The 21649-nt window shown below is 53.4% G+C and carries 17 protein-coding genes and 1 pseudogene; all 18 read right to left on the reverse strand.

Features of this window, described 5'->3' with window-relative positions; translation table 11 throughout:
- Positions 1–898: pseudogene (locus tag JJU47_RS05165) on the reverse strand (DNA translocase FtsK); the annotation flags it as partial.
- Positions 899–954: 56 nt separating this feature from the next.
- A complete protein-coding gene (locus JJU47_RS05170; RefSeq protein WP_228616782.1) occupies positions 955–2622 on the reverse strand; it encodes a ribonuclease J in 1668 nt (555 codons plus the stop codon).
- 95 nt (positions 2623–2717) lie between these two features.
- Positions 2718–3356: a M15 family metallopeptidase gene (locus JJU47_RS05175; protein WP_228616784.1), complete on the reverse strand. Its 639-nt coding sequence runs from the start codon at positions 3354–3356 to the stop codon at positions 2718–2720.
- An 11-nt stretch (positions 3357–3367) separates the two neighbouring features.
- Complete coding sequence (locus JJU47_RS05180) at positions 3368–4621, reverse strand: lipid II:glycine glycyltransferase FemX (protein WP_228616786.1); 1254 nt, start codon at positions 4619–4621, stop codon at positions 3368–3370.
- A gap of 6 nt (positions 4622–4627) precedes the next feature.
- A complete protein-coding gene (locus JJU47_RS05185) occupies positions 4628–6085 on the reverse strand; it encodes a UDP-N-acetylmuramoyl-L-alanyl-D-glutamate--2,6-diaminopimelate ligase (RefSeq protein ID WP_228616788.1) in 1458 nt (485 codons plus the stop codon).
- Positions 6086–6151: 66 nt separating this feature from the next.
- Entirely contained in the window at positions 6152–7387 is a 1236-nt protein-coding gene (locus JJU47_RS05190) for a M16 family metallopeptidase (RefSeq protein WP_228616790.1), read from the reverse strand.
- Positions 7388–7438: 51 nt separating this feature from the next.
- Positions 7439–9655: a polyribonucleotide nucleotidyltransferase gene (gene pnp / locus JJU47_RS05195; protein WP_228616792.1), complete on the reverse strand. Its 2217-nt coding sequence runs from the start codon at positions 9653–9655 to the stop codon at positions 7439–7441.
- 132 nt (positions 9656–9787) lie between these two features.
- Positions 9788–10057: a 30S ribosomal protein S15 gene (rpsO, locus tag JJU47_RS05200; protein WP_016508254.1), complete on the reverse strand. Its 270-nt coding sequence runs from the start codon at positions 10055–10057 to the stop codon at positions 9788–9790.
- A gap of 124 nt (positions 10058–10181) precedes the next feature.
- Positions 10182–11108 carry a bifunctional riboflavin kinase/FAD synthetase gene (locus JJU47_RS05205; protein ID WP_228616794.1) on the reverse strand — a complete coding sequence of 309 codons (927 nt, stop codon included), beginning with the start codon at positions 11106–11108 and terminating at the stop codon, positions 10182–10184.
- 15 nt (positions 11109–11123) lie between these two features.
- Positions 11124–12032 carry a tRNA pseudouridine(55) synthase TruB gene (truB, locus tag JJU47_RS05210; RefSeq protein ID WP_228616796.1) on the reverse strand — a complete coding sequence of 303 codons (909 nt, stop codon included), beginning with the start codon at positions 12030–12032 and terminating at the stop codon, positions 11124–11126.
- Between the two features lie 47 nt (positions 12033–12079).
- Positions 12080–12427, reverse strand: a complete 348-nt coding sequence (gene rbfA, locus JJU47_RS05215; RefSeq protein WP_228616798.1) for a 30S ribosome-binding factor RbfA — start codon at positions 12425–12427, stop codon at positions 12080–12082.
- Between the two features lie 18 nt (positions 12428–12445).
- Entirely contained in the window at positions 12446–14632 is a 2187-nt protein-coding gene (infB, locus tag JJU47_RS05220) for a translation initiation factor IF-2 (RefSeq protein WP_228616801.1), read from the reverse strand.
- A 21-nt stretch (positions 14633–14653) separates the two neighbouring features.
- A complete protein-coding gene (locus tag JJU47_RS05225) occupies positions 14654–14950 on the reverse strand; it encodes a YlxQ family RNA-binding protein (protein WP_024370141.1) in 297 nt (98 codons plus the stop codon).
- A complete protein-coding gene (rnpM, locus tag JJU47_RS05230; protein ID WP_167601153.1) occupies positions 14947–15225 on the reverse strand; it encodes an RNase P modulator RnpM in 279 nt (92 codons plus the stop codon). The genes JJU47_RS05225 and rnpM overlap by 4 nt, the downstream gene beginning before the upstream one ends.
- Positions 15222–16388 (reverse strand): transcription termination factor NusA, encoded by a 1167-nt coding sequence (gene nusA, locus JJU47_RS05235; protein ID WP_024370139.1) that lies wholly within the window; start codon positions 16386–16388, stop codon positions 15222–15224. Before nusA ends, rnpM begins: the two co-directional genes overlap by 4 nt.
- A gap of 12 nt (positions 16389–16400) precedes the next feature.
- Complete coding sequence (gene rimP / locus JJU47_RS05240; protein ID WP_228616803.1) at positions 16401–16871, reverse strand: ribosome maturation factor RimP; 471 nt, start codon at positions 16869–16871, stop codon at positions 16401–16403.
- Between the two features lie 119 nt (positions 16872–16990).
- Positions 16991–21265, reverse strand: a complete 4275-nt coding sequence (locus JJU47_RS05245; RefSeq protein ID WP_228616805.1) for a PolC-type DNA polymerase III — start codon at positions 21263–21265, stop codon at positions 16991–16993.
- A 94-nt stretch (positions 21266–21359) separates the two neighbouring features.
- Positions 21360–21649: His/Gly/Thr/Pro-type tRNA ligase C-terminal domain-containing protein (locus JJU47_RS05250; RefSeq protein ID WP_300997464.1), on the reverse strand; the 290-nt coding region annotated here is incomplete at its 5' end.

Here is a 21649-nt window from a genome sequence, read left to right on the forward strand (position 1 = left end):
CATTCGCTTTCAAGCGTGCGTTCTCACCCGATAAATCGGTCACGACCGGTTCACGCAAACTCGTGAACGCCGGCAGCTCATACGTGGCGGACACGTCTTGGGCGGCCGTCATCATCATATCCTCGGTCGGGAGGTCCGCCGTTTCGGTTGATGTCTCCGCAAGGGACGATGCGTCGCTTGAAGGTTGTCCTTTTTCGGCGACGACTTTTTCACTGAAGCCGACAATCGGGATGTCGTGCATCGTCACGGCGTCTGCTTCCGGCTCGATGTCCGGTTGGACAGCACGGTCCGGTTCCGACTTCACCTCGACCGGATCTTGTCTCTTCCGGCGCGGGGCTTTTTGCTTCGCGGCAGGTCGCTCACGGTCATGCCATTCTTGTCGAATCGCTTGCGCCGTCTCGAGCAGACGGCGTCCGACGCTCCGCCAAATTGTCGGAGATAAGAGTGAGATTCCTACGACCAGACAAATGACACCGAGAAAGACGATGCCAAAATCAGATAGTAAGTAATTGTTCAAATCGTACAGCGCACCGTTGACCGCTCCTCGTTCGCTTCCCCAGACGAGGTCACCGAACAACAAAAAGGCGATAAAGAGAAGCATGATCCCGGCCCGTTGTCCGGGACGCCAATCGTTTAAGAAAATCAGCAACGTGAACGCGATCGCCAAATACGTCAATGCGCCCCAGCCGCCGAACAACGTCACAGCGAGCGATGACGTCCGTGTACCGACCAACCCGAACTCGAACAACGAAAAAATAAACGCCGTCATCGCCAGAACGAAAGCGACCCAGCCATATGTACGCCATGGGATCGGCTGTTTGCGCGACCTTGTCGCCGGACGCTTCCGTTTCGTCGTCGGCGTCTTTCTCGTTTTTGGAGCCACCTTTTTTTGTGCCACTTTCCATTCCTCCTAAAAAAAGAAGGCAAAAGTCAGATGACTTTTGCCTCAATTCATTATATCTCCATGATGATCGGCAAGATCATCGGACGACGCTTCGTCTGCTCGAACAAGAAGACGCTGAGCCGCTCACGAATATTTGATTTCAATTCGGTCCAGTCACTTCCAGCTTGAAGACTCTTCTCGATCTGTTTCGTGACGATACGGTTCGCTTCTGAGATCATCTCTTCAGATTCACGCATATAGACGAATCCGCGTGAGATGAGTTCAGGTCCTGAAATCAATTTCTTTTGTTTACGGTTCAACGTGACGACGCAGAGGACGACACCATCTTGAGACAAGAGGCGGCGGTCGCGAAGCACGATGTTTCCGACGTCGCCGACACCGATCCCGTCAATCAAGACGTTCCCGGCCGGTACTTTTCGGCTCATCCGCGCTTTTCTACCTGTGAACTCGACGACATCTCCTTTTTCAACGATAAAGATGTTGTTCGATTTCACACCGACTTGTTCAGCAAGTTTCGAGTGGGCCATCTGCATCCGGTACTCCCCGTGAATCGGCATGAAGTATTTCGGTTTGACGAGATTCAACATGAGCTTGAGCTCTTCGGCCGAACCGTGTCCCGAAACGTGGACTTTACGTTGATTGTAGATGACGTTCGCCCCTGAACGGAACAACAAGTCGATCGTTTTCGACACGGACTTCTCGTTTCCAGGAATCGGCGTCGCCGCGATGACGACCGTATCGCTCAAGCGAATGTTCACTTGCTTGTGGGCGTTACGGGCCATCCGTGTCAACGCTGCCATCGGCTCACCTTGGGAACCGGTCGTCAAAATGACGACTTTGTTGTCCGGGAGCCGGTTCACTTGTGACAATTCAACGAGCGTCTTCGGTTTGAAGCGAAGATAGTTCAGCTTTTGTGCCACTTCCACGATGTTGACCATGCTTCGGCCGACGACCGCGACTTTACGGTCGTTCGCTTCCGCCGCCGCGAACACTTGTTGCAAGCGGTGCACGTTCGAGGCGAACGAAGCGACGATGACGCGGCCTTCCGCTTGATAAATGACGTCGTTCAACTCGGCGCCGACGAGAGACTCCGAACCGGTTTGACCCGGTCGTTCCGCGTTCGTCGAATCCGACAGCAAGCAGAGGACGCCGCGCTGCCCGATCGCAGCCAATTTATTGAAGTCCGACTGTTTCCCATCGACCGGTGTATAGTCGAACTTGAAATCGCCCGTATGGACGATCGCTCCTTGAGACGTTTGAATGCAGACACCGACACAGTCTGGAATCGAGTGGTTGACGCGGAAGAACGTGATGAAATGATCAGCGATAGTCAATTTCGTTTTGGCGTCAATCAACCGAAGGTCGACTTCTTTCAGTAATCCTGCTTCTTTCAGTTTGATTTCAATCAAACCGAGTGTCAATTTCGTCCCATAGACGGGAACGTGTTTCAAATCGCGGAGCACATAGCTCAGTCCGCCGATATGGTCTTCATGCCCGTGGGTGATGAAAATCGCCCGGACACGGTCTTTATTTTCCTTCAAGTACGTAATGTCTGGGATCACGATATCAATCCCGAGCATCTCATCGCCTGGGAACATAAGGCCGGCATCGATGACGAAGATGTCGTCGTCTAGTTCCACGACGTACATGTTCTTCCCGATTTCGCCTACGCCACCAAGCGCAAAGACGCTAATATTTTCTGTCTTCTTCTTTGACACTAACAAAAACCTCCTAGATGATTCATATTCTGGTTCGTCCACTTATCGCTACTGAATATTGTATCGGAAAACGGCTTCATTGCCAACATTTCCGTTCAATCGACTAGAGGTTGTAAAACATCGGCGAGCGGAACGGTCGCTTGTTCCGCCGGTCGCTTGCCGGCCGCGAGCTGTCGAATCGATAACCCGAAGTCCATTTGCAGATGAGGGTAGTCCGGGAAGTTACGCCAGTCCCCTCCCCACTCGAACCCGAGCGCTTTGCCGAGTTCGCCGAGTTCTTGCCAATCCGGCACACCCGAGCGGTTATGATCTGAGGACAAATCATAATCGGCCCGGTTGTCATGGATGATGACGAAATCTACAGCGAGGCCGTAGTTATGATAACTTTGACCGGCCTTGGCGTTCGTGACGACTTGTCCCGGTTTGGAACGTCCTTGGGCGTATAAGGCGTTTTGTTCTTCAGCCGAGCGATATCCGGACGTCAAGCGCACTTCGAGCCCGAGACACGAATGAGCGAGACGCACGAACGCTTCGCTCCGTTCCCGTACGTGCGGATGCAAGTTGACGAACGCCTTGTCGCTTCGATCGACGATCGTCTGCTCCGAACGAGGAGATCGCTCACACATGCCCGCCTCAAACGACGGCTCATCGACCCACGGCATCGGTCCCGGCTGCGAGTACGAATACGCCAAAAAAATCCCGACTAAAAATGCGACCATGGCGAACGTCAACATACCGGACCACTTCATCGTCTCAACCGTTTACGGAGTCCTTTGACGAGCGGAAGTCCCGTTTCGAGGGCGAAATAGAGTGGTCGGTTCATGACGAGGTCAAACTCGCCGACTTTTTCAATCTGGTCGCTCCCCCATCCGGATTTGAACGCATAGAGCCCGGCATATTCGTCGTCCGGCGCTGTGCTGCCGGAGACGCCTCCGAAATCATAACGTTCGGCCCCGCTCGCTTTGGCTGCTTGCATCATCGTCCATTGCATGAGATGGTTCGGCATGAATTCACGGAATTCGTTGGATGAGGCACCGTATAAATAGTATGAACGACGTCCCGCGAGCGTCAGCAAACCGCCTGACAAGACGAGACCGTTCGGATATTTTTCATGTAGTTGGACGAGTTCCGGCAAGGCCGTCTCGATTTTTTCAATCTGGTCGCTCGTCTGTTTTTGACGATTCGACAAACTCGTCAGTTTTTTCTCAACGGTCTCTTTTTCAAGGGCGCGCTCGATCTTTTCAAGTTCGCGCTTCGCTTTGTCGAGTGTCGCCCGCTGTTGGTCGAGTGCGATGCTCGGTTCGAGTTTCGTTAAGAACAACCGGGCGTCCCCCGGTTGGAGACAGTCGTATAAGTTCTCAAAATAATCGAGGCCGCGGATGGCAAAACCGTCCCGATCCCCCGTCACTTTCATCAAGTCGGCGAACGTTTTCAAGCCGTCCCGCCCGACTTCCGTACAGACGATTCCTTTTTTCTCGGCAAGCCGGACGTTGTAACGGAACTTATGGTGGAACTTCGCGAAAATGTCTTTCTCGCTCGGCCGCAAATCCGTCTCCATCGTGAAGCGGGGCTGGGCGTAGTCAAAACCACCGCCGTACCCTTTATGGGTGAAGCCGAGATCTGCCATCTCCGTCAACAACCCAGGTACTTCGTCTCGGTCGACATTCGGGTCAATTTTGATCGTGATCGCCCGTCTCGCCTTCGCGACTCGTTTCGCTTCTTCCGTCAGAGCCCGCAACGAGGCCACATCGTCGTAATCGACGACGAATCCGCGCGGCGCGTAACATAGGGTGAACGGCAGTTTTGGCACTTGTTTGAACAACAAGAGGGCGACGCCTGTCACCGTCCCGTCCGTGGCGACGGCGATGCGCTCCCCGGACCAACCGTTTTGACGTTTCACGTTGGCCCAACTTGAGAGTTGCAACAAATCTCCGCGGTCGTGTGTTTTGACGAAATCATCATGCTCTTTCTCTGTCAAGCTGATCGGTTGTACTGCCATAAATCTTTATTCCTCCATGTTTAAAATTGTCGTTCGGACGATTACTTCCTCATCGAGCGGTACTTTCTCGTTGCCGATGATTTGGTATTTCTCGTGTCCTTTTCCGGCTAAGACGACGATGTTGTCCGGTTTGGCGAGACGTGCCGCGTAGCGGACCGCTTCTTCCCGGTCCCCAATCTCGACGTAATTGTCATGCGTCATGCCGGAAGCGATCCCGCTCGTGATCGAGTCGTACGACTCAAAGCGTGGATCATCGGTCGTGATGACGACGGTGCCGGCATACTTCGATGCCATCTCGCCCATCGTCGGCCGCTTCGTCACATCACGGTTGCCGCCCGTCCCGATCAAGAAGATGATGTCTTCTTTCGGGACGCCGACGAGCGATTTCAAGCATTGTTCGATACCGTCTGGTGTGTGCGCATAGTCGGCGTATACGTTATAACCCGGGACGTCGAGACGTTGCATCCGTCCTTTGGCCGGATGGATCGCCTCAAGCGCCTCGATGATGACGCCGAGCGAATAGCCGGCGGCAAGGAGACACCCGGTCGCAAGCAAGATGTTGTAGACGTTGAAACGGCCGATGAACTGCACCGTCACAGGCAGACTTTCCCCTTGGTAGTGGAGATGGAAGCTCGTGTCTGACAGCGTCTGAACAATGTCTGTCGCCGTCACGTCGGCCGGGGTATCGATGGCGTATGTAATCACGCGCGCCCCTGTCATCGTCTCATAGAGCTTGCTGTACGGGTCGTCTGCGTTTAAGACGGCCACTTTATCGCGTGATGCCGTCTGTCCGAGCTGGGCAAAAAGAAGTCCTTTGGCCCGGGCATAGTTATCGAACGTCCCGTGGAAATCGAGGTGGTCGTGCGTCAAGTTCGTAAACCCGACGATGTCAAAGTCGGTCCCGATGACGCGGCCGAGCTCGAGCCCGTGTGACGATACTTCCATCATCACATCGGTCACCCCTTCATCTTTCATTTGGGCGAGCAGTTGTTGCAGTTCCGAACTTTGCGGCGTCGTGTTTTTACTCGGTACGACCGTATCGTTGATGCGAACCTCGACCGTCCCGATGAGGCCGGTGCTGTGACCGAGCTCGGTGAGGACGTCGCGCAAAATCGTCGTCGTCGTCGTTTTGCCGTTCGTGCCGGTAATGCCGAACATACGCATCTGTTCGGACGGATAGCCATAAAAAGCCGACGCTAATAAACCGACCGCTCGCGAACTGTCACGCACGAGCACGTTCGGCACGGCCACATCGAGCGGCCGCTCGCTCACGATCGCTACAGCTCCTCGTTCGACCGCCGTGGTCGCATAGTCGTGCCCGTCCACTGTGTAGCCTTTAATGGCGACAAACAGCGTCCCTGGTACGACTTCCCGTGAATCGGTCGTCACATGGGTTACTTCAATGTCAGTTGTTTGCAGTTTGTTGATCACTTGTATCTTTTTAATTAAATCCGTTAAGTTCAAGTCTTTCCCTTCTTTCACCTGTATCCTGTCCAAAGTAAAGAATACCTCTTAATCAGTGTAGAGAACTTACAATTCGGTTTCAAGTCGGTCTTCGGACGGAAGGACGTATGATTTGGCAGGGGCGTGGCTAAGCACTTCCCGAATCAAGGCGTTGACGTCGCGCGTCTCAATCCGATCGACCTTGTCGAGGACGACGTCAATCGGCTCCACTTCATCCAATAAGACGAGGTTTCGCCCGTTCCGGTTCATTCGTGCACTCGTACTTTCATTGCCGAGAACGAGTGAACCTTTCAACTGTCGTTTGCCTTTTTCGACTTCTTCATCGGTGAGTCCAGACTGTTTCAGCTCTGCCAGTTCACGCGCCATGATCGTTTCGACTTGTTCAAGTGTGTCCGGTGACGTGCCGATGTAAATCGTGAACGTCCCGTGGTCATCGAACGTCGTGTAATACGAATAAATGGAGTACGCCAACCCTTCTTCTTCCCGAATCGACTGGAACAAGCGGGACGACATCGTCGCTCCGATCGCATTGTTCAGGAGTGCAAGATGCGGCAACCGGTCATCGGTCGCAGCGATGGCCTCATAGTTCCAGCAGAGATGAGCTTGCTCGGTCTCTTTCTGTTTTTGGACGATCTCGGCGTGGAGCGTCGGAACGGTTGATTCTTTCGGTGATTCCCCTGATGGGAGGTCGGCAAACCTCGCCTTGACGGCGTCGACGAGGGCGTCCGGCACATGACCGGCAATCGAGACGACGACACGGTTCCCCGTGTACATCGTCGCGACGTAGCGGAGCAACTGTTCGCGCGTTAACCCGAGCACGCTCGCTTCCGTCCCGAGAATCGGCTCGGCGAGCACGTCGTCTTGATAGACGGCTTTCGCGAGCAGTTCATGTACGAGGTCTTCCGGTGTATCTTCATACATTTTAATTTCTTCTAGCACGACGCGTTTTTCCTTCTCGAGTTCGACTTCGTCGAAGATGGAGTCGAACAACATATCAGCTAGCGCGGCAAACGCCACAACGGCGTGCTCATCGAGCGTCTTCACGTAATAGCACGTGTGATCTTTCGAGGTGAACGCGTTGACGCTGCCGCCGAGCTCATCGAAGAACGAAGCGATCTCTTTGGCCGTCTTCGTTTTCGTTCCTTTAAACAGCATATGCTCAATCAAATGGCTGATGCCGATCTCGGTCGTTGTTTCAGTTCGTGTCCCGGCTTTGATAAACACACCGGTTGACGTGCTGCGGACGTCGGCCATCGGTTCAATTACGATGCGGACGCCGTTTTGTAACGTGATCCATTCCATGTCATCACTCCTATGAAAAAGGCCATCGCAACAGACGATGGCCATCATTAATTAGTTTGTCGTTCTTGGCGGGCGACGATCGCCGTCGCGACGCGGCGGACGACTGTCACGTGGCGGACGGCTTTCGCGCGCCGCTTTGCGTTTCGCTTCGTACGCTTCCCGCTCTTCCGGGGACAACCCTTCGAGGATGAGCGTTTTATGCGAGGCGTTGACACGCCCTTTGTCATCGATTTCTGTGACTTTGACTTTAATCGTGTCACCGAGCTTGACGACGTCTTCGACGTTCGCGACACGCTCTAGGCTGAACTCTGAGACGTGGACGAGAGCGTCCTTGCCTTTGAACAACTCGACGAACGCGCCAAACTTCTCGATCCGGCGCACTGTCGCGTCGAACACTTCGCCGACGACGACTTCGCGGACGATATCGCCGATGAGCGCCATCGCCATATCGATCCCTTCTTGATCGGTCGAGGCAATGAACACCGTACCGTCTTGTTCGATGTCGATCTTGACACCCGTCTGGTCGATGATGCTGTTGATCATCTTACCACCCGGTCCGATCACGTCGCGAATCTTGTCCGGATTGATCGTCATCGTGATGATCTTCGGAGCGTATTGCGACAACTGCGGACGCGGTGCGTCAAGCGTCTCGAGCATGTGGTTCAAGATATGGAGACGACCTGTTCGAGCCTGTTCGAGCGCTTCTTCCAAGATGTCCCGCGTGATGCCCGCGATTTTAATGTCCATCTGCAAGGCTGTGATCCCGTCTTTCGTTCCGGCGACTTTAAAGTCCATGTCCCCGAGGTGATCTTCGAGTCCTTGAATGTCCGTGAGTACTGTGTAGTGCTCACCTTCCATGATCAGACCCATCGCGATTCCAGCGACCGGCGCCTTGATTGGCACACCGGCATCCATAAGCGCGAGCGTTGAACCACAGATTGACGCCTGTGAACTTGACCCGTTCGACTCAAGCACTTCTGAGACGAGACGAATCGTGTACGGGAAGTCGGCCTCATTCGGGATGACCGGCAACATCGCACGTTCACCGAGCGCCCCGTGTCCGATTTCACGGCGACCTGGTGCACGCACCGGGCGCGCTTCACCGACTGAGAACGGCGGGAAGTTATAATGGTGCATGAACCGTTTATTCTCTTCCAGGCCGATGCCGTCGATGATTTGGGCGTCACCGATGACGCCGAGCGTCGCGACCGACATAACTTGGGTTTGTCCACGCGTGAACAAGCCAACGCCGTGCGCACGCGGCAACAAACCGACTTCAGAAGCGAGCGGACGGATGACGTCTGGACGACGGCCGTCTGGACGAACTTTTTCGACCGTGATCAAACGGCGGACTTCGTCTTTGACGAACTTGTTCAAAATGCCAGACACTTCTTTTAGCTTCGCCGGTTCGTCTGCGAGACGCTCTTCGTATGAAGCGACGTACTTGGCGATGACTTCGTTGATCGCCTCGTCACGCGCATGTTTCTCTTCGACTTGAACCGCATTGACGATTTCAGGACGAGCTGCTTCGAGTTCTTGTGACAACGTCTCATCGAATTTCGAGACCGTGTATTCGAACTTCGGTTTCCCGACTGCTGCGACGATCTCGTTTTGGAAAGCGACGAGCTTTTTGATCTCTTCGTGACCGAACAAGATCGATTCGAGCATGATTTCTTCAGACACTTCGTTCGCACCCGCTTCAACCATGTTGATCGCGTCCGCTGTACCAGCGACTTGAAGTTCAAGTTCTGTCTTCTCGAGTTGTTCGGTCGTCGGGTTGACGACGAACTCGCCAGCGATGCGTCCAACCGTCGCTCCAGCGATCGGTCCGTCAAACGGGACGTCCGAGATCGACAAGGCGATCGACGTTCCGAGCATACCGGCCATCTCGGCCGAGCAATCCGGGTCGTTTGACATGACGTAAATCATAACTTGGATGTCGTGACGGAAGCCGTCAGGGAAAAGTGGACGAATCGGACGGTCGATGAGGCGTGACGTCAAGATCGCGTTCTCACCAGGGCGTCCTTCCCGACGAAGGAAACCTCCTGGAATTTTACCGACCGAGTATAGTTTTTCTTCGTAGTTGACCGTAAGTGGGAAGAAATCTAAATCTTTTGGTGCTTTCGATGCCGTCACTGTCGCGAGCACAACTGTGTCGCCGTAACGGACGAGCGCCGAGCCGTTCGCTTGTTTCGCGAGCTGACCCACTTCTACAGATAGCGGACGTCCGCCCCATTCCGTAGAAAATACTTGTTTCGTACCTAACATGAACATTCTCCTCTCAAACCTTATCTAGTTTATTATGTAACTCATTCCTAGGAATGTCTAATGATTTTCCTTTAAAAAAAGAAGAAACGGACTAGGAACAAGTGTCCCAGCCCGTCATTTGGTCCGCTCGGATTAACGACGGAGACCAAGGCGTTGAATCAATTCACGGTAACGTGTAACGTCCTTGTTACGAAGGTACGTAAGCAAGTTACGGCGACGTCCAACCATTTTCAAAAGACCGCGACGTGAGTGGTGGTCTTTCTTGTGTGTACGAAGATGTTCGTTTAAAGTGTTGATTTGTTCAGTCAATACTGCAACTTGAACTTCCGGTGAACCAGTGTCACCTTGTTTTGTCGCGTATTCCGCGATGATTTCGTTCTTACGTTCTTTTGAGAGTGCCATTGCCTCTCCACCTCCATTTAATAGAAAATTGCCGCGTTGCCGAGCCGGCGTTGGTGAATCGTCCAGCCAAGCGAAACGGTGTACTTTGCGTACCAAATTAGAATACATGAACGGCTGTTTAAAGTCAAGATAGGATTGCTCGTGCCGTCGTCTCGTCCTCTCTCAACTGGGCGACGAGCGCGTCGAGGCCGTCAAACGCGCGTTCGTTCCGAATGAAACGGATCCATTCGATCTCAATCGTCTGACCGTACAAGTCCTCCGAGAAGTCGAATAAATGACTCTCGATGGACACGTCACCCGTATCATAGAACGTCGGACGCCGGCCGACGTTCGTCATCGCATCGAACGTGCGTCCGTCTGAGAGCCGCACACGCGTCGCATAGACGCCGAGTCGCGGCATGACGTAAGAGGCGTCCATCACGACGTTCGCCGTCGGGTATCCGATTGTTCGTCCACGCGCGTCCCCGTGGATGACTTCCCCGCATATGGCATAAGGGGCACCGAGAAGCGTCGCCGCCACATCGACGTCCCCTGCTCCGAGCAACTTACGGATGCGAGTCGAGGATACTTTTTCACCACCGTCTGTCTGTTCAGCAACGACAGACGTCGTAAACCGTCCCCGGGCGTGGTACGGCATCGTCTCCATCGTTCCTTCTCCGAATTTGCCGTATGAATAATCGAAACCGGCCGTCACATGCACCGCTCCGGCGCCGATCAAATAATCATCGACGAACTGTTGCGGCGACAGGCTCGCGAGCTGTTTCGTGAACGTGAGGACGAGGCATCGTTCGACGCCGAGCGCCTCGATTCGCTTTAACTTACGCGACAGCGGCGTGATGTAGCGCACCGCGTCCGGCTGATTCGACAGCACTTGTTTCGGATGCGGGTCGAACGTGACGACGGTGACCGGCACGTTCAGCCGTTCCGCCTGCTCTTTTGCATGACGAATCACGGCCTGGTGTCCGTTGTGCACACCGTCGAAGAAGCCGAGCACCATGACCGACGGGACAAAGTCCGGCGTCTCGGGATGTGTGAGATGAATCGTTTCCATACTTCCATTTCCCCCTTAGTCGATGGTCAGCATGACCTCGACTGTAGCGTCTGTCGTTCCGTCAAGCCGTCGGTAAAGGGCGAGCGGAATTCCTTCTTCATTATAGACAGTAAACAGTTCAAATTCGAGCGAGACGTCGTTTAGCTTGCCGCCATTGCGAATATAACGTTCCCGGTTCGCTGGAATCGTCATCGCCGGCCAGCGTTTGATGACGTCTTCGAGCGGGATGAGGTATCGCATCCGTTCTTCGACCGTCTCGAGTGCTTGCAGCGTCTCGAGGGTGACCGCATCCGGCGCGTCGAACGAGCCCGAACGAGTCCGGCGAAGGTCGCTCATATGGGCAGGGTAGCCGAGCGCTTCCCCGATCTGCACGGCGAGTGTCCGGATGAACGTACCTTTCCCGCATTCGACGTCGATACGGAAACGGCATACGCCCTCGGCGAACACCGGATCGCTCGTCCGCGTCAAACGATGGATGTCGACCATGCGCCGGGGCCGTTCGACCGTTTGACCTTTCCGTGCGTATTCATATAATTTCTTCCCGTTCACTTTGACAGCGGAGTAGTAAGGCGGGATTTGTTCGATCCGCCCAGTCAACCCCTGCAACGCACGATCGATTTGCTCTGTCGTGAAGGCATCGGCTTCGACCGGACGGCTGTCGACGACTTCACTGTGGGCGTCTTCCGTCATTGTCGCCGTCCCAATCGTCACTTCGGCCTCGTAGCGCTTGCCTTCATCGGTTAAAAAGCGTGAAAGTTTCGTCGCCCGTCCGAGGCAAATCGGCAATACCCCGGTCACTTCCGGGTCGAGTGTCCCGGTGTGTCCGACTTTTTTCGTCTGAAACAACTTCCGTAATTTAAAGACGCAGTCGTGGCTCGTCATGCCCTTATCTTTATCGAGGATCAATACTCCTGTCGGTTCCATCTCATTCCCTCCACATGAAAAAAGGGAGACGCGAGTCCCCCTTCAGTTTATTCGTCTTTATTCAAATCACGAATCAACGAGTCGATATGGCTACCATATGCGACCGATGAATCGTATTCGAATGACAATTCTGGTGTTTTACGAAGACGGATCCGGCTTCCGATTTCACGGCGGATGAATCCGCTCGCTTTATCGAGACCGGCTTGCGTCTCAGCCTTCACTTCAGCGTCGTCTCCGAGCACTGTGAAGTAGGCTGTCGCTTGTTGCAAATCTCCTGTCACGTCCACGCTCGTGATCGTGGCGTTTTTCGTACGCGGATCGCTTACTTCACGCAACAGAATGTCAGTGATTTCTTTACGCATCTGTTCAGCGACGCGTTGGGCACGAATGTTCATACGTGTTCCCTCCTCGCTTTATTTGCGTTCAACTTCTTTCATGATGAACGCTTCGATGACATCTTCGACTTTAATGTCATCAAATTTCTCTACTTTAATTCCACACTCATAGCCTGTCGCGACTTCTTTGACGTCGTCTTTGAAGCGGCGAAGTGTATCGAGTTTGCCTTCGTAGACGACGATGCCGTTACGGATGATGCGGACGCCGGCGTCACGTGAAATTTTACCTTCTGTGACGTAGCAACCAGCGATCGTTCCGACTTTCGAGACTTTGAAGACGTCACGGACTTCGACTTGACCTGTAATTTCTTCAACGAACTCAGGGTCGAGCATCCCTTTCATCGCGCTCTCGATTTCATCGATCGCGTTGTAGATGATACGGTGCAGACGCATTTCAACATGTTCTTGCTCAGCCATCGAACGGGCGTTTCCATCAGGACGGACGTTGAATCCGATGATGATCGCGTTCGCCGCCGAAGCGAGGATGACGTCACCTTCTGTGATCGCACCGACACCTTGGTGAACGATGTTGATTTTGACGCCTGCGACGTCGATCTTACGGAGTGATCCAGCGAGCGCTTCAGCCGAACCTTGTACGTCTGCTTTAATGATGACGTTCAAGTCTTTCACTTCGCCTTCTTGAATCCGGCTGAACAAGTCATCAAGGCTGACTTTCGCCGATTCACGACGTTGCGACTCGAGGTAACGTTGGTAACGTTTTTCCCCGATGGCACGTGCTTTTTTCTCGTCTTCGAAGACGATGAACTGATCGCCTGCTTGTGGGACGTCGTTCAAGCCTGTGATTTCAATCGGAGTCGACGGACCGACTTCTTTCACACGGCGACCGATATCGTTTACCATCGCCCGGACACGTCCGAACGTGCTACCGACGACGATCGAGTCTCCGATGCGGAGTGTCCCGTGTTGGACGAGAAGTGTCGCGACAGGACCGCGACCTTTGTCGAGTTTCGCTTCGATGACAGAACCACGAGCTGGCATATCAGGCGTTGACTTGTACTCTTCGACTTCTGACACGAGAAGAATCATTTCGAGCAACTCGTCGATTCCTTCGTCTTTCAAAGCTGAGATTGGTACGAAAATCGTTTCGCCGCCCCACTCTTCCGGTACGAGTCCGAATTCAGTCAACTCTTGTTTGACGCGGTCCGGGTTCGCCCCTTCTTTGTCCATCTTGTTGACGGCAACGATGATTGGAACGTTCGCTGCTTTTGCGTGCGAAATCGCTTCTTCCGTCTGTGGCATGACACCGTCATCGGCTGCGACGACGATGATCGCGATGTCCGTCACTTCAGCTCCACGGGCACGCATCGTCGTAAAGGCGGCGTGACCTGGTGTATCGAGGAACGTAATTTTCTTATCGTTGACTTGAACTTGATACGCACCGATGTGCTGCGTGATTCCACCGGCTTCGCCAGCGACGACTTTCGTGTTACGAATCGAGTCGAGAAGCGTCGTTTTACCGTGGTCGACGTGACCCATGATCGTGACGACAGCAGGACGCTCTTCAAGGTCGTAAGCTGAGAAGTCGATTTCTACTTCTTCGAAGTCCGTCTCATCGACGATGACTTCTTTTTCGACTTCGTAGCCGAACTCTGTAGCGAGCAATTCAATCGTCTCGTCGTCGAGCGTTTGGTTGATCGTCGCCATGACGCCAAGACCCATCAATTTCATGATGATCTCGTTTGGCTTTTTATCCATCTTCGCAGCGAGGTCCGATACGCTGAGGACATCGTCATATTTAATGACGTTACCCATTTCAGACTCTTGCGCTAAACGGGCAGCTTTACGTTGGCTCGTCTTCGAATTCGGATCCGCTTCTTGCGGGATGGCCGCTTTCGCCGGCTTGCCTTTGCCTTTACCGCGCTTCTTGTTGCGGTTGTCGTTGCGGTTGTTGCTGAAGCGATTGCCGCCACGGTTGCCTTGCGGCGTGCTTGACGCCTGTGGGCGTGCTTGCGGCGCTTCTTTTTTCTCTTGCTTCGGTTGTTCAGCCGCAGGTTTTACTTCGGCTTTCTTCTCTTCTGCGCGGTACTTCTCAGGGTTAAATATACGATCCAATTGTTTGACCGACTCCTCATCGAGAACAGCCATGTGGTTTTTCACAGGCTTGTTCAATTTTTCGAGCTGGGTAATGACTTGTTTACTTGTTACGTTCTGTTCTTTTGCAAATTCATAGACGCGTTTTCCCAAAGCATCCACCTCCGTTAATAGTTACGAGAGAAGTTGCTTAAGCTTGTTCGCAAATCCGGATTCTGTCACTGACACGACGACACGCATATCTTTCCCTATCGCGGCACCGATCGTATATCGGTCGCTCACTTCAACGAAAGGAACACCATACGATGTACATTTGTCGGTAACCCGTTTTCTCGTCGACGCTCCCGCGTCTCCGGCAAGGATGACGAGCTTGGCGCGGCCAGCCCGTATATCCTTCAACACAAACTCTTCTCCCATCGTTACTTTCCTCGCCCGTGCGGCGAGGCCTAACAATGATTCCCACTGACTCATGAAACGTCACCTTCAACAGACTGTCTGAGCTGTTCATAGAGCGTCTCACTCGTTTTCACTTTCAAATGATGATCAAGCGTCCGTTTTTTTTCTGCTAGACGAATCACATCGATATCTTTAGACAAGTAAGCGCCTCGACCGTTCAGTTTTCCTGACACGTCGATGACAACGTCGCCTTCTGGCGTCCGTACGACACGAATCAAGTCTTTCTTCGGCAACATTTCTTGCGTGACCACGCATTTGCGCAAAGGAAGTTTCTTTTGCTTCATGGTCATTCCTCTTCTTTTACCGCGGTTGGTTCAACTGCTACGTCAACTGAGTCAGCCTGTTCCATTTCATTGTGAACAATTTCTGGCTCCGATTCAACTTTTTCGGCATACGTATCGAACAAGTCGAGCGCTTCCGCGTCCGTCTCGCTCTTGATGTCGATCTTCCAACCTGTCAACTTGGCCGCGAGACGCGCGTTTTGTCCACGCTTCCCGATGGCGAGTGACAACTGATAATCCGGTACGACGACCGTCGTCGATTTAGCCGGTTCGTTCACGTACACCGCAACGACTTGTGCCGGGCTGAGTGCGTTCTTCACGAACTCTTTCGGGTCTTCTGACCAACGGACGATGTCGATTTTCTCACCGTTCAACTCATCGACAATCGTTTGGACGCGCTGCCCTTTTGGACCGACGCAAGCACCGACCGGGTCAACGATGTCCGAATGGACGGCGATTTTTGAACGGTCTCCCGCTTCGCGTGACACCGACATGACGTCGACCGTCCCGCTCGCGATTTCCGGCACTTCAAGCTCGAACAAGCGACGAAGCAGTCCTGGATGCGTCCGCGATACTTGAATCGCCGCACCTGAACCTTTTGTCGTCGAATCGACTTTCGTCACGTACACTTTGATGCGGTCATGAATCTGATAAGATTCGTTCGGCATTTGCTCGTTCGGTGTGAGCACCGCTTCGATGTTGTTCTCAAGACCGATGTACAAGTTGCGCGGGTCGAACCGCTCGACGATCCCTGTCATGATCTCGTCTTCCTTGTCAGCGAAGTGATTATAAATCCGCTCGCGCTCGGCTTCACGCATCTTTTGCGTGACGACTTGTTTCGCCGTCATCGCAGCGACACGACCGAAGTCGCTCGGCGTCACTTCTTCTTTATGGAAGTCGCCTAGTTCATAGTTCGGGTCGATCTCATGCGCTTCTTCGAGCGAAAGTTGCTGGTCGGGCTGCGTGAGACGCTCGACGACTTCGATTAACGCGAACACGCGAATGTCACCCGTCACTTGGTCGAACTCGACTTTTACGTGTTCGTTCGGGTTCGCGACATTTCGGCGGTACGCCGAGATGAGCGCTTGCTCGAGTGCATCGATGATGATGTCTTTCTCGATTCCCTTTTCATTTGCAATCTGTTCGATTGTTGTGAGTAATTGTGGCCCCATCTTTACCTCTCCTTAACTAAACGTGACCGCTAGGCGGGCTTGTGCAATTTTGTCTACTGGTAGCGTGATCGCTTTTTTACGTGTTTTGATCCGTGTCTCGACGATGGCTGCCTCACCATCGTACGACGTCAAAACGCCTTCGAACTCTTTGGCACCTTCAATCGGGGCGAACGTCTTAATGTAGACATTCTTTCCGATCGCCCGTTCAAAGTCGACCGGTTTCTTGAGCGGGCGCTCCGCACCGGGACTCGAGACGTCAAGATAATAGGCTTGTTCGATCGGGTCGGTTTCGTTTAGTTTTTCCGAGAGCTGTTCGTTGATGTTGACGCAATCATCTAAATCGACGCCCCCCGGCTTGTCGATATAGACGCGCAAGAACCAGTCTGGACCTTCTTTCACGAATTCAACGTCGACTAATTCCATGTTTGCTTGCTCGACGATCGGCAAAGCGATGGCTTCGACGACTTCTGTTATTTTGGACACTCTCATCCCTCCTTCTGGCTTTTACATACAAGAAAGGAGTAGGGTTCCCTACTCCTTTCCGTCGTAGTATCCAACTTTGTTCGATACTAATATATCATATTTTCCCGTTTTTCTGCAACTTACACCCCAAAATCAAAGAATGACAGTTGGTTCTCGTCCGGGAGACCTTCGAGACATTTCATCGTATCGAGCGTCTCGATGATCGTCTTCGATAGTTTCGCTCGTTTCCGCAGGTCTTCTTTCGATAAGAACTGACCTTCGGCACGCGCTTCGACAATCGCTTTCGCCGCGTTCGTGCCGAGTCCGTCGACCGCGTTGAACGGCGGGATGAGCGTATTGCCTTCAATCAAGAATTCGGTCGCACTCGACCGGTATAAGTCGATGTTTTGGAACTTCATCCCGCGCTCGAGCATCTCGAGGGCGAGTTCGAGCACGGTATGGAGGCCTTTGTCTTTCGCCGTCGCTTCAAACCCTTTTTCACGAATGTCAGACATCGCTTTCCTTACCGCTTGCGATCCTTTGATCATCGCCGACAAGTCGAAATCGCCGGCGCGGACCGTGAAGTACGTCGCGTAGTAAAGAATCGGGTGATGGACTTTGAAGTAAGCGATCCGGACGGCCATGAGAACGTAAGCGGTCGCGTGCGCTTTCGGGAACATATACTTGATCTTCTTACAAGACGAGATATACCATTCCGGAACGGCGTTCGCCCGCATCTCGGACTCCATCTCTTCGCTCAACCCTTTCCCTTTCCGTACCGACTCCATGATTTTGAAGGCGAACGACGGTTCGAGGCCGGCGTAAATGAGATAGACCATGATGTCGTCTCGACAGCCGATGACGTCTTTCAGTTCACACGTCCCGTTGTAAATGAGTTCGTTCGCGTTGCCGATCCAAACGTCCGTCCCGTGAGACAGTCCGGAAATTTGGACGAGTTCCGAGAACGTGGACGGTTTCGTCTCTTCGAGCATCTGCCGGACGAATTTCGTACCGAACTCCGGAATGCCAAGCGTCCCTGTTTTCGATTCGATTTGTTCCGGTGTGACACCGAGCACTTCCGGAGATGAGAAAATCTTCATGACGGTCGGGTCATCGGTCGGAATCGTCAACGGATCGATGCCAGACAAGTCTTGGAGCATCCGAATCGCGGTCGGGTCATCGTGTCCGAGAATGTCGAGTTTGAGCAAGTTGTCGTGAATCGAGTGGAAGTCGAAGTGGGTCGTCTTCCATTCAGACGTCCTGTCGTCGGCCGGGTATTGGATCGGCGAGATTTCGGCGATGTCCATATAGTCCGGGACGACGATGATTCCGCCCGGGTGTTGACCGGTCGTCCGTTTGACGCCGGTGACGCCCGAGACGAGACGGTCGACTTCAGCGTTGCGATAAATCTTATCATTCTCGGTCGCATACCCTTTCACGTAACCGTACGCCGTCTTGTCGGCGATCGTCCCGATCGTTCCGGCGCGATAGACGAACTCTTCCCCGAACAACACTTTCGTGTAGGCGTGGGCGTGCGGTTGATATTCCCCAGAGAAGTTCAAATCGATATCTGGCACTTTATCCCCTTTGAATCCGAGGAACGTCTCGAACGGGATGTCGTGGCCGTCTTTCGTATACCACGAGTCGCATTCCGGACATTGTTTGTCCGGCAAATCGTATCCGGACCCGACCGACCCATCGTTAAAGAAATGGGAATGTTTACAGTTCGGGCAGACGTAATGCGGCGGCAACGGATTGACTTCCGTGATCTCGGTCATCGTCGCGACGAGACTCGATCCGACAGACCCTCGGGAACCGACGAGGTAACCGTCGTCAAGCGACTTTTTCACGAGTTTGTGCGAGATCAAATAAATGACGGCAAAACCGTGTCCGATGATCGACTTCAATTCTTTCTCGAGTCGGGCCTCAACGATTTCAGGGAGTTCTTCTCCATAAATGGAGCGGGCCATACCGTAACTCATATCGCGGACTTCATCGTCCGCCCCTTCGATTTTCGGCGTGTACAAGTCATCCGGAATGATTTGAATCGTCTCGATTTGATCGGCGATGGCGTTCGGGTTCGTGATGACGATTTCTCGAGCGAGTTCATCCCCTAAAAACTTGAACTCTTCCATCATTTCTTTCGTCGTCCGGAAGTGGGCGTGCGGTAGTTCTTTCCGTGTATTGATGAAGTTCGCGCCGCCTTGCGTGCGAATCAAAATCTCACGGTACGACCGGTCCGTCCGGTCAAGATAGTGGACGTTCCCGGTCGCGCACACCGGCAAACCGGCTTGCCCGGCGACGCGGATGATCCGTTTGAGGATATCGCGCAGTTCAAGCTCGTTCGCAACGATTTCTTTATCAATCAGATGGAGATAGAGCGCCGGTGGATGGATCTCGATGAAGTCATAAAACGCCATCATCTTCTCGAGCTCCTCGTCTGACTTGTTGAGAGCGGCGTCAAAGATCTCCCCGTTGTCACATGCGGAGCCGATGAGCAGTCCGTCTCGCCGCTTGATGATCTCTGAGCGCGGCATCCTAGCTTGACGATACAAGTAATCGATATGCGACAACGTGATCAACTCGTACAAATGGCGCAGACCCGGCTTTTTGTTCTTCGCATAAATCGTCGCATGGAACGGACGAATCTTCGAGACGTCGCTCCCGACTTTTGCGTTCAGCGAGCGGTGCGTCTGCATCTCGAACATTTGCTTGGCAAGGTCGAGCAACTTCATGAGCAAATACGCCGTCGCCTCGGCATCGTAAATGGCCCGGTGATGCTGGGTCAGTTCGATATCGAATCGCTTAGCGAGTGTATTGAGCCGGTGGTTCTTGAGCGTCGGCAAGATCGTCCGGGCGAGTTCGAGCGTATCGATGACCGGATAGTCGTCCGGTTCATGGCCGCCGCTTCGAAGCGTCGCTTCAAGAAAGCCCATGTCAAACGATGCGTTGTGCGCGACGAGAATCCCGTCACCACACCAGTCGACGAACTGCTTCGTGATCACTTCCGGGTCCGGTTGTCCGTGAACCATGTCGTCCGTGATCCCCGTCAACTCGATCGTCGTCGCCGAGAGCGGATGTTTCGGGTCGGCGAACGCCTCGAACCGGTCGATGATCTCGCCGTCTTTGATTTTGACGCCGGCGAGCTCGATGATTTTATTGTAGACGGCGGATAACCCCGTCGTCTCGACGTCAAAGACGACGTATGTCGCCTCATCGAGCGCCACGTCGGTCGGATGATAAGCGACTGGGACACCATCATTGACGACGTTCGCTTCGACACCATACAAAATTTTAATGTCGTTCTTCTTCCCGGCGTAATACGCCTCAGGGAACGATTGTACACCCGCATGATCGGTGATCGCGACGGCGCGGTGCCCCCACTTGGCCGCTCGGGCGACGAGTGCCGACACGTTCGTGACCGCGTCCATTTGGCTCATTTGAGTATGGGCGTGAAGTTCGACGCGTTTCTCCCCTTCCCATTCGTCACGGGCAGGCTCGACTTTCACTTCTTGGAGCTGTGAGGCCATCATGCACAGTTCGCGCATGAAGCTGTCGTCTTCGACGCGCCCGGCCGCTTGGATCCACATGCCTTTTTTGACAGCACTCAGCATCCGGTCGTCATCGTCATCGCGCGCGAACACTTTGACGATGAGGGAATCCGTGTAATCGGTCAGTTTGAACGTGAACAGTTTTTTACCGCTTTTCAGCTCTTTCCGTTCCGCTGAGAAGACGAGGCCGCGAATCGCGACACGACGCTCTTCTTCGATAATCGTCTTGATTTGAACGATCTCGTCTTTAATCAACGCTCCCATGCGTACTTCAGTGACGGGTTCTTCGTTTGATTCGGTCGTCTTGGCGAACTGGGCGGCCAAGGCGAGTTTCGCTTGTTCGATGTCTTCTTGGACGACTTGTTCACGGAGCGCCTGATTCGCCTCTTCGTCTTCAGAGAAGTGCGCCTGGCACGGCTTTTTCGTAAACCCGTACGCGCTGTAGAGCGCCTGCACTTCTTGGCACAGCTCTTTATCGACATAAGTCGCCTCCGGAGCCGAGCGGACTGGGATGAGCAGTTTGTTCTGCTCGAAACGTGGTCTGACCGAAGCAAAATAACTGCGCATCGCGCCCGACACTTGACTCAATTCGCTGACGATGCGCGGCCAATAATCGATGTAATCCGTCTCGGTGCCGCCGGTCTCGGTCGTGAAACGCGCGTACACTTCGTCCGCGAACGTCGCGTATCGGTTCTCGAGACGACTCATGAATAACTGATGAACGTCATACGGGAGTACATGATGGATGCGAAAATGAAACGTCCACGTGCGCCGTTGCTTATTGACGACGAGTCGTGTCAGTTCAGCACCATCAAATTGGTCGGTCTCGGTCGTGATGCCGAGGTCGTTTAATAACAATAACATCTTCTGATTTGCTTCCACGGGTAAGTAGTCCCCCCCTTTAATCCTACAGTGTCGAAAAATGAAGGTGACGGCAAGAAACCGTCACCTTCATCGATCAATGCGTCTCGTTCAGTTGCGCGACAATCACTTGCGGCAACTCATCTACCGTTGTTTCAATCACGTCGCCCGTAGCACGGACTTTCACTTCGACGATGCCGTCGCCGGCTTTTTTCCCGACGTTGATCCGAATCGGCAAGCCGATCAAATCCGCATCGGCGAACTTGACGCCGGCCCGTTCTTTACGGTCATCGTACAACACATCGTACTTCGCTGACAGCTGTTCGTAAAGACGGTTCGACAGTTCAAGTTGAGTCTCGTCTTTCGCGTTGATCGCAATCAAATGCA

This window comes from Exiguobacterium sp. (assembly GCF_020832205.1).
Classification (GTDB): domain Bacteria; phylum Bacillota; class Bacilli; order Exiguobacteriales; family Exiguobacteriaceae; genus Exiguobacterium.

What these genes read in the sequence shown, in the direction of transcription:
- rpsO (WP_016508254.1), bottom strand. Translation starts at nt 10,057, where the DNA reads ATGGCACTCTCAAAAGAACGTAAGAACGAAATCATCGCGGAATACGCG.
- JJU47_RS05175 (WP_228616784.1), bottom strand. Translation starts at nt 3,356, where the DNA reads ATGTTGACGTTCGCCATGGTCGCATTTTTAGTCGGGATTTTTTTGGCG.
- pnp (WP_228616792.1), bottom strand. Translation starts at nt 9,655, where the DNA reads ATGTTAGGTACGAAACAAGTATTTTCTACGGAATGGGGCGGACGTCCG.
- JJU47_RS05180 (WP_228616786.1), bottom strand. Translation starts at nt 4,621, where the DNA reads ATGGCAGTACAACCGATCAGCTTGACAGAGAAAGAGCATGATGATTTC.
- rnpM (WP_167601153.1), bottom strand. Translation starts at nt 15,225, where the DNA reads ATGACCATGAAGCAAAAGAAACTTCCTTTGCGCAAATGCGTGGTCACG.
- nusA (WP_024370139.1), bottom strand. Translation starts at nt 16,388, where the DNA reads ATGGGGCCACAATTACTCACAACAATCGAACAGATTGCAAATGAAAAG.
- truB (WP_228616796.1), bottom strand. Translation starts at nt 12,032, where the DNA reads ATGGAACCGACAGGAGTATTGATCCTCGATAAAGATAAGGGCATGACG.
- JJU47_RS05225 (WP_024370141.1), bottom strand. Translation starts at nt 14,950, where the DNA reads ATGAGTCAGTGGGAATCATTGTTAGGCCTCGCCGCACGGGCGAGGAAA.
- JJU47_RS05190 (WP_228616790.1), bottom strand. Translation starts at nt 7,387, where the DNA reads ATGGAATGGATCACGTTACAAAACGGCGTCCGCATCGTAATTGAACCG.
- rbfA (WP_228616798.1), bottom strand. Translation starts at nt 12,427, where the DNA reads ATGAACATTCGTGCCCAACGCGTCGCTGAACAGATGCGTAAAGAAATC.
- JJU47_RS05245 (WP_228616805.1), bottom strand. Translation starts at nt 21,265, where the DNA reads ATGTTATTGTTATTAAACGACCTCGGCATCACGACCGAGACCGACCAA.
- JJU47_RS05205 (WP_228616794.1), bottom strand. Translation starts at nt 11,108, where the DNA reads ATGGAAACGATTCATCTCACACATCCCGAGACGCCGGACTTTGTCCCG.